The 15,838-nt window shown below is 38.0% G+C and carries 14 protein-coding genes; all 14 read left to right on the top strand.

What is annotated here, in order from left to right; all coding sequences use genetic code 11:
• Nucleotides 1-542: 542 nt before the first annotated feature.
• The 14 genes from mnmE to J7S27_03970 all read left to right on the top strand — a co-directional run bounded on the left by mnmE (nucleotide 543) and on the right by J7S27_03970 (nucleotide 15,670).
• The gene (mnmE, locus tag J7S27_04035) at nucleotides 543-1,925 is read left to right on the top strand and encodes a tRNA uridine-5-carboxymethylaminomethyl(34) synthesis GTPase MnmE (GenBank protein QTU82490.1); all 1,383 of its coding nucleotides are present in this window, start codon (nucleotides 543-545) and stop codon (nucleotides 1,923-1,925) included.
• A gap of 73 nt (nucleotides 1,926-1,998) precedes the next feature.
• Nucleotides 1,999-3,882 carry a tRNA uridine-5-carboxymethylaminomethyl(34) synthesis enzyme MnmG gene (gene mnmG, locus J7S27_04030; GenBank protein QTU82489.1) on the top strand — a complete coding sequence of 628 codons (1,884 nt, stop codon included), beginning with the start codon at nucleotides 1,999-2,001 and terminating at the stop codon, nucleotides 3,880-3,882.
• Between the two features lies 1 nt (nucleotide 3,883).
• Nucleotides 3,884-5,242 carry an aspartate kinase gene (locus J7S27_04025; protein QTU82488.1) on the top strand — a complete coding sequence of 453 codons (1,359 nt, stop codon included), beginning with the start codon at nucleotides 3,884-3,886 and terminating at the stop codon, nucleotides 5,240-5,242.
• 20 nt (nucleotides 5,243-5,262) lie between these two features.
• Complete coding sequence (locus J7S27_04020) at nucleotides 5,263-5,580, top strand: hypothetical protein (GenBank protein QTU82487.1); 318 nt, start codon at nucleotides 5,263-5,265, stop codon at nucleotides 5,578-5,580.
• A gap of 123 nt (nucleotides 5,581-5,703) precedes the next feature.
• Nucleotides 5,704-7,131, top strand: a complete 1,428-nt coding sequence (gndA, locus tag J7S27_04015; GenBank protein QTU82486.1) for an NADP-dependent phosphogluconate dehydrogenase — start codon at nucleotides 5,704-5,706, stop codon at nucleotides 7,129-7,131.
• A 246-nt stretch (nucleotides 7,132-7,377) separates the two neighbouring features.
• Nucleotides 7,378-7,482 carry a hypothetical protein gene (locus tag J7S27_04010; GenBank protein QTU82485.1) on the top strand — a complete coding sequence of 35 codons (105 nt, stop codon included), beginning with the start codon at nucleotides 7,378-7,380 and terminating at the stop codon, nucleotides 7,480-7,482.
• A gap of 395 nt (nucleotides 7,483-7,877) precedes the next feature.
• A complete protein-coding gene (locus tag J7S27_04005; GenBank protein ID QTU82484.1) occupies nucleotides 7,878-8,501 on the top strand; it encodes a GTP pyrophosphokinase family protein in 624 nt (207 codons plus the stop codon).
• A gap of 1 nt (nucleotide 8,502) precedes the next feature.
• On the top strand, nucleotides 8,503-9,180 hold the full coding sequence (locus J7S27_04000) for a response regulator transcription factor (GenBank protein QTU82483.1): 678 nt from the start codon (nucleotides 8,503-8,505) through the stop codon (nucleotides 9,178-9,180).
• Between the two features lie 9 nt (nucleotides 9,181-9,189).
• Nucleotides 9,190-10,395: a HAMP domain-containing histidine kinase gene (locus tag J7S27_03995; protein ID QTU82482.1), complete on the top strand. Its 1,206-nt coding sequence runs from the start codon at nucleotides 9,190-9,192 to the stop codon at nucleotides 10,393-10,395.
• Between the two features lie 254 nt (nucleotides 10,396-10,649).
• Nucleotides 10,650-12,227, top strand: a complete 1,578-nt coding sequence (gene nikA, locus J7S27_03990) for a nickel ABC transporter substrate-binding protein (protein QTU82481.1) — start codon at nucleotides 10,650-10,652, stop codon at nucleotides 12,225-12,227.
• A 72-nt stretch (nucleotides 12,228-12,299) separates the two neighbouring features.
• Nucleotides 12,300-13,238 carry an ABC transporter permease subunit gene (locus J7S27_03985; GenBank protein QTU82480.1) on the top strand — a complete coding sequence of 313 codons (939 nt, stop codon included), beginning with the start codon at nucleotides 12,300-12,302 and terminating at the stop codon, nucleotides 13,236-13,238.
• Entirely contained in the window at nucleotides 13,235-14,071 is an 837-nt protein-coding gene (locus J7S27_03980) for an ABC transporter permease subunit (protein QTU83612.1), read from the top strand. The genes J7S27_03985 and J7S27_03980 overlap by 4 nt, the downstream gene beginning before the upstream one ends.
• A gap of 8 nt (nucleotides 14,072-14,079) precedes the next feature.
• Nucleotides 14,080-14,892, top strand: a complete 813-nt coding sequence (locus J7S27_03975) for an ABC transporter ATP-binding protein (GenBank protein QTU82479.1) — start codon at nucleotides 14,080-14,082, stop codon at nucleotides 14,890-14,892.
• Nucleotides 14,885-15,670 (top strand): ABC transporter ATP-binding protein, encoded by a 786-nt coding sequence (locus J7S27_03970; GenBank protein ID QTU82478.1) that lies wholly within the window; start codon nucleotides 14,885-14,887, stop codon nucleotides 15,668-15,670. Before J7S27_03975 ends, J7S27_03970 begins: the two co-directional genes overlap by 8 nt.
• Nucleotides 15,671-15,838 lie beyond the last annotated feature (168 nt).

Here is a 15,838-nt window from a genome sequence, read left to right as displayed (position 1 = left end):
AGTGAAAGTGCTTCTTTGTCCTTTGTTATGAGGGGGCGAAGTATGCACTTTTTTGCTACAGCCGTAGCATTTTTAATGCGTACGGATGTAGTATGGGACGCAGAACGTGAAACGTTTGAGTACCAGTCCTTGCAACGAACGTAAGTGAGTTGTTCTATCGTTCGACGAGAAGCGAGTTACGGATGTAGTATGGGACGCAGAACGTGGAACGTTCGAGTACCAGCCCTTACAGCGAACGCAAGTGAGATGAGACTGACACAGGGTGTCAAAAAGCCGTAGCATTTTTAATGCGTACGGATGTAGTATGGGACGCAGAACGTGAAGCGTTCGAGTACCAGTCCTTGCAACGAACGCAAGTGAGTTGTTCTATCGTTCGACGCAAAGCGAGTTACGGGTGGTGAGTTGCTCTATCGTTCGATTCAAAGCAAGTTATGCTGATAGTGTTGTTTTAACAACTTAAAGAAGCAGTAGGAAAAGTTAGTTAACCGAAATTAGAAATGAAGGCTCAATGATAAATCACAAAATTTTAAAGGAGTAAATAGATGTTTGAGTTTGATACAATTGCAGCCATTTCAACCGCACTTGGTGAAGGTGCCATTGGGATTGTTCGTTTAAGTGGGACAAAAGCCGTTGAAATCGCTAATACTTTGTTTAAAAATAAAGATTTGACACGTGTTGAGACACATACCATTCATTACGGGCATATTATTAACCCAAAAAATAATGGGAAAGTAATTGATGAGGTGATGGTTTCAGTTTTGAGAGCACCGAAAACATTTACGCGCGAAGACGTGGTAGAAATCAATTGTCACGGCGGTATGGTGGTCGTCAACCAAGTGTTGCAAACCGTTTTACAACACGGTGCCAGATTAGCGCAACCCGGAGAATTCACAAAGCGTGCTTTTTTAAATGGGCGAATTGACTTATCGCAAGCTGAAGCGGTGATGGATTTGATTCGTGCTAAAACAGACACGTCAATGACGTTAGCACTAAAACAAGTCGATGGACAGTTGTCAAAAATGATTAAATCCGTTCGTCAAGATATTTTAAACACATTGGCACAAGTAGAAGTGAACATTGACTATCCGGAATATGATGCGGTTGAAGAAATGACGTTGTCGTTAATGAAGGAACGTGCTGTGGTAGTTAAGCGTGACTTAGAAAAATTGCTACAAAATGCACAGCAAGGAAAAATATTGCGTGACGGGTTACAAACGGCAATAGTTGGTCGTCCAAACGTTGGGAAATCTAGTTTGTTAAATCGCCTGTTAAAAGAAGATAAAGCAATTGTTACCGATATTGCGGGAACGACCCGTGACACCATTGAAGAGTATGTGAACGTGCGTGGCGTGCCGTTAAAATTAGTGGATACGGCGGGGATTCGTCAAACGGATGACGTTGTTGAACAAATCGGTGTAGAACGTAGTAAATTAGCGGTAGAGCAAGCTGACTTTGTAATGGTTGTGTTAAATCAATCTGAACCATTATCCCAAGAAGATATTGCACTATTAGAAATGACCGCACATAAAAAACGACTCGTTTTATTGAACAAAATGGACTTAGTTGGACAATTAAATCGTGACGAGTTACTAAAATATGTTGATGCATCAACGGTTATCGAATTGTCTGTATTAAATCATTTTGGTATCGATACATTAGAAGAAAAGATTGCAGAATGGTTTTTTGCAGGAAATGTGAATGACAAAGATGCTTCGTTCGTGTCGAACGTGCGTCATATCGCCTTGATTCAAGAAGCGATTGAACGACTGGATGACGTTTTAGAAGCGGTTGAGATGGACGTACCAGTTGACTTAATTCAAATTGATATGACACGAGCATGGGAATTGTTAGGTGAAATTACGGGTGAGACGGTACAAGATGAATTATTAACAGAGTTATTTAGTCAATTCTGTCTTGGAAAATAGAGAATGTCTTTTGTGAAAGTGTAGTGTTGTACACAGTCTGTTCATAAAAGAAGCCAAAGAGAAGGAGTAAAAGATGAATACATATGAAGCAGGACACTATGGTGTCATTGTCGTTGGAGCGGGACATGCTGGTAGTGAAGCCGCATTGGCTAGTGCGCGAATGGGTGTATCGACGTTATTGTTAACCATCAATTTAGATATGGTAGCATTTATGCCATGTAATCCGTCTATTGGTGGGCCAGCAAAAGGTGTTGTTGTTCGTGAAATTGATGCCCTTGGTGGACAAATGGGTAGAAATATTGATAAGACCTACATTCAAATGCGTATGTTAAATACGGGTAAAGGTCCAGCGGTTCAAGCGTTACGTGCTCAAGCGGATAAACACTTGTATGCTCAAGAAATGAAACATACCATTGAACAACAAGAAAATTTAGTGCTAAAACAAGCCGTCGTTGAACGGTTAATCGTAGAAGATGGTAAAGTGTGTGGCGTAGTGACGCATACGGGTGCCATTTACCGTAGTGAAGCGGTCGTCTTAACGGCTGGAACAAGTTCTCGCGGTAAAATCATTATTGGTGAAGTGATGTATTCATCTGGACCAAACAATTCACAACCAAGTATTAAATTATCTGAAAACTTATTAGAACTTGGATTTGAATTGGCACGGTTTAAAACGGGGACACCTTCTCGTGTGTTAGCCTCATCGATTGATTACAGTAAAACAGAAATTCAACCCGGAGATGACAAACCAAATCACTTTAGTTTTAGTAGTGATGATGAAACGTATCGATACGATCAAATTCCGTGTTGGTTAACGTATACGAGTGAAGCAACACATACGCTCATACGTGAAAATTTACACCGTGCACCAATGTTTACGGGAATTGTTGAAGGTGTAGGTGCTCGATATTGTCCATCAATTGAAGATAAAATTGTGCGTTTTGCAGATAAACCACGTCATCAATTGTTTTTAGAGCCAGAAGGTGAAAATACACAAGAGGTATACGTTCAAGGTTTATCGTCTTCATTACCCGAAGAAGTACAACAACAGATGTTACGCACAATTGATGGTTTGGAAAATGCGGTCATGATGCGTTCGGGATATGCCATTGAATATGATGTGGTAATGCCGCATCAACTACGTCCATCACTAGAAACCAAGCGCATTAAAGGGTTATTTACAGCCGGTCAAATGAACGGAACATCTGGGTATGAAGAAGCTGCCGGACAAGGTTTAATTGCCGGTATCAATGCTGCTCGTTTAGTACAAGGTGAGCAACCGCTTGTTTTAAAACGTAGTGACGCTTATATTGGTGTCATGATTGATGATTTAGTGACAAAAGGGACAATTGAACCGTACCGTTTATTAACATCACGTGCCGAATATCGCTTATTATTGCGTCACGACAATGCCGATTTACGTTTAACAGAAATTGGTCGTCACATCGGTTTAGTCAAAGATGAACAATATGAACGTTTTATGGCACAAAAAGAGGCTGTTGAAACTGAAGTAACCCGTTTACAAACAACACGCTTGAAACCAACAGAACAGCTTCAACAATTTTTAAAAGAAAAACAATCGGCACCGTTAAAAGATGGTGTTTTAGCAAGTGATTTATTAAAACGTCCAGAAGTGACCTATGAAGATGTTTTACAATTTGCACCGCTTGATACCACACTCCCACGTCTAGTGAGTGAACAAGTACAAATTCAAATTAAGTATGAAGGGTATATCGCTAAGGCGGTGGATAAAGTGGAGCGTTTGAAAAAAATGGAAGAAAAACGTATTCCAGCATTCGTCAATTACGATGAGATTAATGGATTAGCCACAGAAGCACGTCAGCGCTTAAAATTAATTCAGCCAGAAACACTTGGGCAAGCGAGCCGTATTAGTGGCGTAAATCCGGCGGATATTTCAATTTTACAAATTTATATGACACAAGGTAGAGGGGAATAAAATGAAAGTAATTAAATTTGGTGGAAGTTCCTTAGCAAATGCAACACAGTTAGAAAAAGTGTTGAACATTGTTAAATCGGACGCAGATCGTCGTGTGGTCGTTGTGTCTGCTCCCGGAAAAAGACATAAAGAAGATGATAAAGTGACCGATCTTTTAATTGAGTTGGCGCAGTTATCATTGGATGGCCAAAACTACGACCACGTCTACAACAAAATTGTGGCGCGTTTTAGTGATATGGTAGATGAACTGTCATTAAATAAAAGCGTATTAGACATTATCGTAAAAAATATTGATGAATTGTTGCAAGGCGATAAATCACAACCAAGTTATTATATGGATGCCTTAAAAGCGAGTGGTGAAGATAACAATGCGAAATTAGTTGCAGCGTATTTTAACCAATCGGGACTACCTTCTGTGTATGTCAGCCCAAAAGAAGCAGGTTTATTTGTTAGTGATGTGCCGGGGAATGCGGATGTGTTGCCTGAATCATATGACAACTTAAAGTCGTTGACGAATCGTGATGAAATAGTTGTCTTTCCGGGATTTTTCGGTTACACGCTAGACGGAAAAGTGGTAACTTTTTCGCGCGGTGGATCAGACATTACAGGTGCAATTGTTGCTAAAGGGGTGTTGGCCCATTTATATGAAAACTTTACAGATGTGGACGGTATTTGTGTGGCAAATCCGGCTATTGTTGAAGACCCAATTCGTTTAGAAGAATTGACATATCGTGAAATGCGTGAGTTGTCGTATGCTGGATTTAGTGTGTTTCATGATGAAGCGTTACGCCCTGCTTTTGAAGAAGGGATTCCTGTTCGTGTGAAAAATACGAATAATCCATCAGCACCGGGAACATTGATTTCAACGAGTGTACCGCACAATAAATATTTAGTGACGGGAATTGCGAGCATGACTGGTTTTACAAGCATTCATGTTGAAAAATATTTGATGAACCGTGAAGTTGGTTTTGGTCGCAAATTATTATCGATTTTAGAAGACTTAAATGTAAGTTATGAGCATATGCCATCAGGAATTGATGATATTACGATTTTATTACGCGATAATCAATTGACTCCCGAAAAAAATCAAATTTTGTTACAACGCATTAAATATGAATTGAATGTTGATGATGTGTACTTTAACGACCCATTATGTTTAGTGATGATTGTTGGTGAAGGAATGGTTGAAGAAGTCGGAACACTATCACGTGCAGCACGTGCGTTTGCGAAAGCTGGCGTAAATATTCAAATGGTCAACCAAGGTTCAAGTGAAATTAGTGTCGTGTTTGGTATTGCCTTACATGATGAGAAAACAGCCGTTCAAGCACTTTATGAAGAATTCTTTTTAGATGTGGAATAGATAACGAAAGGAGATAAACTGTGGTATTTTTTGTTACCTTATTGATTATTCTATTTTTTACAGCACTTAGTTATATCACCATTCATTTGGCGCATACGTTCTATAAGCGTTTGAATCAACGATTAGCCACTCAGCAAAAAGGCGTAGATCGTAAACTGATTTTATACGGTGTTGCCTTATTGCTTTTTGGATTTCTATTTTTTCAAAATTTATTTGTTGCGATGGAATGGTTTACAAAAAATGATGGCTTGAGTAGTTTTGGCACACAACACTATACGTTAATTGGGTATTTATGTGGTGGTGTTGCCTACTTTGCAATGAAAAAGCTTAAAAAATAAGAAAATCTTTTCATTATCATGTACTTTTCTATTCAAAATAAACAGATTACGATATAATAAAATCACAATTTTTTGTAATGTGATGTCAAATGATGCACATTACAACACAACAAGGAGTTAAATATGTCAAAACAACAAATTGGCGTGGTCGGCATGGCCGTCATGGGAAAAAATTTAGCATTAAATATTGAAAGTAGAGGGTATTCGGTGTCCATTTTTAACCGTACTGGTTCAAAAACGGATGCGGTCATTGCAGAACATCCTGATAAAAAACTAGTGCCAACGTACACGATTGAAGAGTTTGTGGCGTCGTTAGAAACACCACGTCGTATTTTATTAATGGTACAAGCGGGAAAACCAACAGACGCAACCATTCAAGCGCTATTACCACATTTAGATAAAGGCGATATTTTAATTGATGGTGGAAACACATTCTTTAAAGACACCATTCGTCGTAATGCGGAGTTAGCCGATTCAGGCATTAACTTTATTGGTACAGGTGTTTCTGGTGGTGAAGAAGGTGCGTTAAAAGGCCCTGCAATCATGCCGGGTGGACAAAAAGAAGCGTATGAATTAGTGGCGCCAATTTTAGAAGAAATTGCTGCAAAAGCAAACGATGGACAACCATGTGTTACTTATATTGGTGAAAATGGTGCGGGACATTACGTGAAGATGGTACATAACGGTATTGAGTATGGCGACATGCAGTTGATTGCTGAATCATATGATTTGTTACGTAACGCATTAGGTTTACCAATGGAAGAAGTTGCTCGTATTTTCAAAGAGTGGAATGCTGGTGAATTAGACAGTTACTTAATGGAAATTACAGCAGATATTTTAACAAAATATGACAAAGATACTGCTAAACCAATGGTTGATGTGATTTTAGATAGTGCTGGAAATAAAGGGACTGGAAAATGGACATCACAAAACGCCTTAGACTTAGGTGTGCCGTTATCCTTAATTACAGAATCTGTATTTGCGCGATTCATTTCAACGTTTAAACAAGAACGCGTTAAAGCATCAACGATTTTACCAAGTGTTGCAGTAGCGTCAGTAGAAGATAAAGCGGCATTTATTGAAAATGTTCGTAAAGCGTTATACTTTAGTAAAATTATGAGTTACGCACAAGGATTTGCCCAAATGCGCGTAGCAAGTGCAGAGTATAACTGGGGATTAAATTACGGAGAAATTGCTAAAATTTTCCGTGCAGGTTGCATCATTCGTGCGCAATTTTTACAAAAAATTACAGATGCCTACACTAAAAATCCTGAGTTGGAAAACTTATTGTTGGATGACTATTTCTTAAACATTACAAAAGAATATCATCAAGCAGTGCGTGATATTGTTGCCTTTGCCGTTCAAAACGGTATCCCTGTACCAACATTCAGTGCAGCCATTACTTATTTTGACGCTTACCGTAGCGCAACATTACCAGCCAACTTAATTCAAGCACAACGTGATTACTTCGGTGCACATACTTATAAACGCGTGGATAAAGAAGGTACATTCCATTACGAATGGTTAAAAGGATTTGAAACAGAAGTTTAATCGGAATTGAAAAGATAGCTAAGCAATGCTTGGCTATCTTTTGTTTTACCTGTGATATAACAAGTCAGTTCGACACAAAAAACGTCTCCAAGACGATATGTTCGTTATCAAATAGACTTTTTGTGGAGGATATCTTGTGGTATACTGCATCTGTAGAAAGGTGAAGACGGTGGCTACTCAGACCGAAAGAGAGGTGATGCTTATGCGAGTATCATTCAAATCTGACGGAAAGGAGGAGCTGGCATTTTGACAGCTTTTGAAGTTGTGGAAGTTCTATTGATGTTTGGTAGTTTTATTATCAGCTTGATAGGCTTGTGCTATAAAATCTTCAAAGAGAAGGATAAAAAATAACCCGTCCCACTTTTGACCAAGTTGTTAGACGAGTTATAGTTTAATAATATTGGGTCACCGTCTTTTTAACGGTTCTACGGGGAGTTAATGTATCGGTTAGCTCCCTTTTCTATTACGAGTATAACATATTGCATGAATAATTCAAGTAAAATCCTTTAAACATTGGGTGATTACTGTAATGTGATAATAGATATGAGAAATACTTTCTTGTTGAATTGTTATGATTTAACGATGTCAGTATTTCTCTTTTTGTCTAATTTAAATTGTGTTGATTAATTAATCGACCTACGCAATTCATGATAGTGTCTTCGTTACTGGTTAATGTTTTATTAAAAACGTCATTCACTACATAGGGTGTAACCTTTTTATGCTATAATAAATAAGAAAAGGAGAGTATGATGACACAATCTTTTTATGGACCATATGAAATATATTTGCAAAATATTTTAGACAATTTACAACACACATTAGAAACGTTTAAACAAAGACATTACGATGCAACGGGACAAAAATTATTTGAGCATGTTTACACGCGTTTAAAAACACCAAAAAGTATGATAGAAAAATTAACGCGTAAACAATTGCCACTGACACTTGAAGCGGCACTAACCGATATTAAAGATGCTATTGGTGTTCGCATTATTTGTAGCTTTATCGATGATATTTTCACACTTGTGGAACTGTTTCGACAATCGAATGACATCACTATTGTAGAAGAAAAGGACTTTATTACAAAAGCTAAGCCAAATGGGTATCGTTCCTACCATCTCATTGTGAAGATTTCGACACCACATCCCGATATTTACGGGAATATACCCGGAGATTATTTTGCCGAAGTGCAGTTGCGGACAATTGCGATGGATACGTGGGCGAGTTTGGAGCATCAGTTAAAATACAAACGGGATATTCAAAATACGCAACGTATTGAAAAGGAATTGAAGCGTTGTGCAGATGAATTGGCTTCGTGTGATTTGAGTTTACAAACGATTCGTCAGTTGATTTTGGAAGGTGGACAGTAGCATGGGATTAAATATTTTAATTGCAGAAGATGAAGTGCAATTATCCAAAGTGTACACTATGGCGTTACGTCGTGAAGGGCATACCGTTGACCAAGCGTTTAATGGTGAAAAAGCGGTACAAATGGTGCGTGATAAAGCGTATGACGTTTTATTGTGCGATGTGATGATGCCTAAAAAAAATGGATTAGAAGCTGTGCGTGAAATTCGTGAATCGGGTGAAAAAATTCATATTGTGATGTTGACCGCCTTGTCAGAAGTGGACGATAAAATTATTGGATTAGAAAATGGTGCGGACGATTATTTAACTAAACCCATTTCGCTAAAAGAATTGATTGCACGTCTATCGTCTATTGAACGCCGTGTCAGCCAATTAGACCGACTCACGTTATCGCTTGGCAATACGACATTAAAACATGAAGAATTAGAACTTAGTGCCTCAAATGCCATTCGTTTATCGAGCAAAGAAAGTCAAATGTTGTTTTATTTCATGTCAAATCCAAACAAATCATTTACCACACAGCAATTGTTTGCATATGTTTGGGGAGAAGATAACGACGATGAAGTCGATGAGGGCTATGTGTATATTTACGTTTCTTATTTAAGACGAAAATTACACTCCATCGGCTCGACGCTAGTGATTGACGCAACGGATAATACGTATCAACTAACCGTTCAATAGGAGGACAATATGTTTAGACGATTACGCGTACAATTTATTACGATTGCCATGATTGCCGTCGTGTTTGTTGTGGTGTCGTTTGCTACCCTCATTAATGCGGTAAGTTTCATTCAAACGAATAGCCAAATGGAAACGGTATTGAATGCCTTATCTCAAAATGATGGTGTGCTTCCAGAATATCGCAATTTACCACAAATTCCGCAAGTAGATATGGATGACATGATTTACTTTAGTCGTGTCATTTCCTCAACTGGTGAATTGATGAAACACAACACGCAACAAGTCGCGCTAACGGTATCTGAGCAAGAAATATTAGTTAAAAAGATTGATGTGAATACGGCTAAAATTGGGTATTTATTCCACGAAAATAAAACGTATGGGTATCAAGTAAGCGACCGTCAACCACATAAATTATTAGTAGTTGTTGACGTGACGCGTTACATTCAACAGAGAGAAACGTTAATGAATGTGACGTTACAAATTACTTTTGTGAGCATTATGGTATTTTTTGTAATGGTGTATGTCTTTTCTAAAAAGGCAATTCAGCCGTTTGTTGAAAACTACGACAAACAAAAACGGTTTATTGCCAATGTCGGACATGAATTGAAAACACCGTTATCTATTATTTTAGCTAATACCGAAATGCAAGAAATGTTAAGTGGTGAAAGTGAATGGTTACAAAGTACGAAAGATCAATCGCAACGCTTAACCACTTTAATTAACAATATGGTATCGTTAGCCAGTCTTGAAGAACAACCGGATATTGTTTTATCCGATGTTGATTTATCGGCCGTTGTACAAGATGCTGCTGAAGATTTTAAAGGACCGATTATTCGTCAAGGAAAAACGTTTGAATTATCAATTGTGCCTAATTTAATTGTTAAAGCCGAAGAAAAATCGTTGTTTGAATTGGTGACGATTTTAGTGGACAATGCCAATAAATATTGCGATGAACAAGGACACGTTCGAGTGAGCGTTCGTCCGTTAAAAAACTTGCGTCATAAAGTGCGATTAGATGTGACCAATACGTATGCCGAAGGGGAAACGGTGGATTACACACGATTTTTTGATCGCTTTTACCGCGAAGATGAATCACGCAATAGTAAAGGATTTGGTATTGGATTATCCATGGCACAAAGTTTTGTGAAAATTTTTAAAGGTAAAATTTTTGTGACGTATAAGGAGGGCGCAATTACGTTTACAGTATTGTTGTAAAATAATGTGGTGTGTAACACAATATGTCATTTAGCATTCAACATATTTTTAGAATTTGAAAATATGTTGAATGTTTTTTGATGTTCAATAGGGGAATTGCTTTATAGTAGCCCCCCTTGAAAATCGATGGGATGAGCAGTGTAAAACGAGACAAAATGTCGTTTTTTGTGAGGTAATCAATCGAAAATATTCCATTTGACGATTAAGGTGTAATCTCTTATAATAAAACGGATTGATTACGAAAAGGAGAAAATATGAAAAAAATTACTCGTTTATTAGCAAGTCTATTTGCTGTTATTGTATTAGCATCTTGTGGGAGTGGTGCTAATCAAGTTAGCGATAAAACGAAATTAACGTTTGCCAGCACGAAAGATATTCGTGACATCAATCCACATTTATATGCTGGAGAAATGGCAGCACAAAATATGATTTTTGAAGGATTAGTCATTAACACAAAAGATGGCGTTAAACCGCATTTAGCAACGAAATGGGATATTTCAGAAGATGGATTAACGTATACGTTTGATTTGCGTGAAGACGTTTCATTTAGTGATGGTGAAAAATTTAATGCACATGCTGCAAAAGCAAACTTTGATGCACTATTAAATAACCGTAAACGTCACGCGTGGATTGAAACCGCAAATAATATTGATACGGTTACCGTCAAAGATGACTACACATTGGTGTTGACCATTAAAACACCGTACTATCCAACGTTAGAAGAGTTAGGTATGACACGCCCGTTCCGTTTTATTTCTCCAAAAAGTATGAAAGACGGCAACACAAAAGATGGTGTATCTAGTTTTGTTGGGACAGGTCCATATGTGTTAAGCGAGCATGTTGCCAACCAATATAGCACGTTTACCGCTAATGAAAACTATTGGGGAGATAAACCAAAGTTAAAAACAATTACGTGGAAAGTTTTACCAGACGAACAAGCCATGTTATTGGCGCTTCAAAATGGTGAAGTTGATTTATTATTCGGTGCTGATGGCGACGCTATCGACATTAACGCGTATAAACAACTAGAAGCAAAAGGGGAGTATATGACGACCATTAGTGACCCTATTGCCTCTCGCGCGTTAATTTTAAATACACAAAATGAGCATTTAAGTAACGCTACAATTCGTTTAGCGCTACAACACGCCGTGGATAAAAAATCCATTGCAGACGGTGTGCTAAACGGTACAGAAAATCCGGCTAACGCCTTATTTGCCAATACCATTCCGTATGCAAACGTATCTTTAGAAGGGCATGTGTTTGATTTGAGTAAAGCACAAAGCTTAATTGAATCACAAGGTTATAGCAAAAATGCTGAAGGCTACATGCAAAAAGATGGAAAAGTGTTACAGTTGACGTTATCTTACAATAACCAAAACGCACAAGAAAAAACAATTGGTGAGTACATTCAAGCCGATTTCAAAAAAATTGGTGTGAAATTAAACTTATTGGGTGAAGAAAAACAAGCCTTTTTTGACCGCCAAAAAACAGGTGAATTTGACATGCAATATTTATTGTCATGGGGTGTTCCTTATGATCCGCAAACCTCTATTTCATCATGGCGCGTACCCGCTCATGCGGATTATCAAGCGCAATTAGGTTTGGATAAAAAAGCATGGTTAGATGAGACGATTTCTCGCGTAATGGCTGAGCAAGATGATGCCAAACGACAAGCGTTGTATAAAGATATTTTAACGTATATCCACGAACAAAATGTGTATGTTCCAATGACGTATTCACGTACCAAAGCTGTTTATAAACCCATTTTAAAAGGTGTTGGATTTAACTTATCACAATACGAAATACCATTTGAAAAAATGTATTTTGAGTAATACAATAGCATTATGAAGCGCGATAAATGCGATGCATCGCATTTATCGCCATTTTTTATCAGGAGCTCATTGATGAAACGTTATCTTTTAAAAAAATTATTATGGTTAATTCCACAAATGATACTCGTATCATTTATTTGTTTTGTCATCATTAAATTAATGCCAACCGACCCAGCAGAAGCGTCTTTACGTGTGAATAATGTGCCATTAATCACACCCGAACTACTTGCGCAACGCCGTATGGAATTAGGATTGGATCAGCCGTTCTTTACGCAATACATCAATTGGTTAATGGGCGTATTTCGTTTAGACTTTGGCAGAAGTTATATTTTAAATCAATCGGTTATTGAGATGATTACACCTGCCATTTTACCAACAGTAGCATTGGCAAGTGTCTCATTAGTTATCATTGTCGTATTGAGTTTAACGCTTGGTGTTTCTACCGCGCTGTATCACGGTACCTACTTTGATAAAATTGTACGCTGGGTATTGTTTTTACTCACATCAGCACCAAGTTTTTGGATTGGTTTAACGCTCGTTTGGGTGTTTGGTGTCATTTTAAAATGGCTACCAACTAGTAGCATGACGCATCCTTTAGCAATTGTTTTACCATCGTTGACGTTAGCATTAACGTACTTATCGACGTATATTCGCTTAATTCGCGGTAAAATGATTGAGCAAGAAACTGAAAATTACGTACTATATGCTAAAGTTAGAGGGTTATCCTCTAAAACCATTTTACGTTACGTGATTAAAAATTCTTTACAGTCATCGATTGCGTCAATGAGCATGTCTATTCCTAAGTTGTTAGCTGGAACAGTTGTTATTGAAAATATTTTTGCTTGGCCGGGATTAGGGCGCATTATTATTGAAGCCATTTTTAACAAAGATTATCCTGTCATGCAAGCGTATATTTTTATGATGGCAATTTTATTCATTCTATTTGGAACCGTTATGGACATTGTGATGTACCGTATGGATCCGCGCTTAAGAACGGAGGTGGGCGCATGATGAAACGATTGTTATCCGATCGAATGGCGTTTTTAGCCGTTTGCTTTTTAGTTTTACTCATCGTATTCGGCATTTTTGCCCCCGTTATCGCACCATTTGATCCCGATGCGGTTAACATTACCAATAAACTTGCTTTTCCGTCGAGTGTTCACTGGTTTGGAACGGACTATCTCGGTCGCGACGTGCTCTCCCGCCTCATTTATGGCGTTCGCACAACACTTGGATTAGCGTTATTAACCATGCTTTTAACGGTGATTATTGGGACGTTTCTTGGTGTGGTGGCAGGGTATTTTCAAGGAAAAGTGGATCAAATCATTATGTTCATTATCCAAAGTATGCAAGCTTTTCCGAATGAATTGATGATTATCATTGTTATCGGGTTACTTGGTCCAAGCATGACCAATTTAATTATTGGGAGTGTTTTAGTGCATTGGGCGTGGTATACCCGCATGATTCGTACCATTGTCATGCAATTTAGATTTCAACCGTATATTCAGTTTGCGCGTATTAGTGGACAAAGTTTTTGGCAAATTTTTAAACGCCATATTTGGCCCAACATGTTGCCCGAATTATTGGTGCTAACGACATTGGATACCGGATGGAGCATTTTAAATATTTCAACAATGTCATTTTTAGGGTTAGGTGTACAAGCGCCACAATCCGAATGGGGTGTCATGTTAGCGCAAGCAAAAAATGTGATGACAACTCAACCGTCACAAATGTTTGCGCCAGGACTTGCCATTTTATTAACCGTTGCCAGTCTAAATTATTTAGGTGACTTTTTTAGAGATAGTTTACACCCTAAATATGTGGACAAACTAGATAAGTCATAGGAGGATATATGTTAGTAGTTGAAAATTTAACCATTTTTCATCGTTCGCAAGACAAACCACTTGTTTCTAATGTCTCCTTTACACTAAATAAAAACGAAAGTTTGGGCATTATTGGTGAAAGTGGATCGGGTAAATCTTTAATTTGCAAAGCCATTTTAGGTGTGTTGCCAAAAGATTTTACAATACAAGGAACGATACGGTATAACGAACATGATTTATTAACGTTATCCAATGCCCAATGGCAAAACATTCGTGGAACCGGCATGACAATGATTATGCAAGATGCCATTAACGCGTTTAACCCGCTATTGTCAATGGGAAAACAGTTTGAGCATACCTTTACTGAAAACCTTGGTTTAACACCACAACAAAGTCAAGAAAAAGCAAAAGAAGTCTTGTCGTTAGTTAAAATTAAATCCCCTGAAGATGTGTTGCGTCAATTTCCGCATCAATTATCCGGTGGAATGTTACAGCGATGCATGATTGCATTATCCATTGCGTTGAAGCCAGAGTTGATTTTTGCCGATGAGCCGACAACCGCACTAGATGCGATTAGTCAACAACGCGTTATTGAACAGTTGCAACAGTTAAGAGATTTAGTCCATACGTCATTAATTTTCGTGTCGCATGATTTAACGACGGTGCAACAGTTGACCGATAAAGTAGTCGTCTTGCAAAAAGGAATTTGGGTGGAACAAGGCGATTTACATCAAATTTTCAATCACCCACAACACGCGTATACAAAATATTTAGTGGCGACGAATTTAGAAGTATCGCAACAATGGAAATTATTACAACAGGAGGCAAATAGCAATGATTGAGTTGAAAAACATTACAAAGACGTATAAAAAACATCAAGCTTTTTGTCAACATGATCATCCTGTTTTAAAAGATGTGTCATTAACGTTATCTTTTGGTGAGTGTGTAGGGTTAATTGGAGAAAGCGGTTCTGGAAAAAGTACATTAAGCCGTATTTTACTCGGTGTTGAGCCGTATCAGTCTGGCGAAATCACTATTGAAGGCATGCCGTTGAAAAAATGGCAAAAACAACATCCGGGTAAAATGTCCGTTGTATTTCAAGATTATAATGCGTCGATGAATCCAAAATTAACGATTGAGCAAATTATTCAAGAAGGATTAGCGGTAAGTGGGTCATCACAAAGTGTTAGTGAATTGTTAGCGCAAGTTGAATTGGACGATAGCTTTTTGAACCGATATCCACATCAATTGTCTGGTGGGCAGTTACAACGTGTTGCCATTGCAAGAGTGTTGGCGTTACAACCGAAAATAATTGTACTAGATGAAGCGGTTAGCTCATTAGATGTATCGGTACAAGTGACGATTTTACGTTTGTTAAAACGGCTGCAAAATGAGTTGCAACTGACGTATTTATTCATCTCACATGATTTACAAGCCGTTGCGTATTTATGTGATAGAATCGCCTTTTTACACCATGGTACAATTGTTGAACAGGTAAAAATGAGTGAATTGTTACACTCCAAACAGCCGTACGTTCGCGAATTTTTAAGTGCTGTAAAAGTATTGGAAGTGGAAGATTGCACAATCCCAATGCATAACGAATACTATCAAACAAATTAAAGGAAAGCACCTAACGTGTTGCCGTAGATGATAGAACCATCTGTTTTGGTAAACGAAGGTGCTTTATTTAGTGAGGAAGTGATGCAACAAATTTTCGTGACGATTCATAATCCATTTAAAATACTGTAACGCACGATATCATTTGTGGTAAAATAAGACTACATTAAT

Source organism: Carnobacteriaceae bacterium zg-C25, from assembly GCA_017945845.1.
In the GTDB taxonomy this organism is placed as follows: domain Bacteria; phylum Bacillota; class Bacilli; order Lactobacillales; family Aerococcaceae; genus WM01.
The sequence above is the reverse complement of the archived record's forward strand: the minus strand, read 5'-3'. Positions and strand labels throughout refer to the sequence as shown.

Bases quoted from the DNA above. Each gene is read 5' to 3' on its own strand.
- gndA (QTU82486.1), top strand. From the start codon at position 5,704: ATGTCAAAACAACAAATTGGCGTGGTCGGCATGGCCGTCATGGGAAAA.
- J7S27_03975 (QTU82479.1), top strand. From the start codon at position 14,080: ATGTTAGTAGTTGAAAATTTAACCATTTTTCATCGTTCGCAAGACAAA.
- J7S27_04000 (QTU82483.1), top strand. From the start codon at position 8,503: ATGGGATTAAATATTTTAATTGCAGAAGATGAAGTGCAATTATCCAAA.
- J7S27_04025 (QTU82488.1), top strand. From the start codon at position 3,884: ATGAAAGTAATTAAATTTGGTGGAAGTTCCTTAGCAAATGCAACACAG.
- mnmG (QTU82489.1), top strand. From the start codon at position 1,999: ATGAATACATATGAAGCAGGACACTATGGTGTCATTGTCGTTGGAGCG.
- J7S27_03985 (QTU82480.1), top strand. From the start codon at position 12,300: ATGAAACGTTATCTTTTAAAAAAATTATTATGGTTAATTCCACAAATG.
- J7S27_03980 (QTU83612.1), top strand. From the start codon at position 13,235: ATGATGAAACGATTGTTATCCGATCGAATGGCGTTTTTAGCCGTTTGC.
- J7S27_03970 (QTU82478.1), top strand. From the start codon at position 14,885: ATGATTGAGTTGAAAAACATTACAAAGACGTATAAAAAACATCAAGCT.
- J7S27_04005 (QTU82484.1), top strand. From the start codon at position 7,878: ATGATGACACAATCTTTTTATGGACCATATGAAATATATTTGCAAAAT.
- nikA (QTU82481.1), top strand. From the start codon at position 10,650: ATGAAAAAAATTACTCGTTTATTAGCAAGTCTATTTGCTGTTATTGTA.
- mnmE (QTU82490.1), top strand. From the start codon at position 543: ATGTTTGAGTTTGATACAATTGCAGCCATTTCAACCGCACTTGGTGAA.
- J7S27_03995 (QTU82482.1), top strand. From the start codon at position 9,190: ATGTTTAGACGATTACGCGTACAATTTATTACGATTGCCATGATTGCC.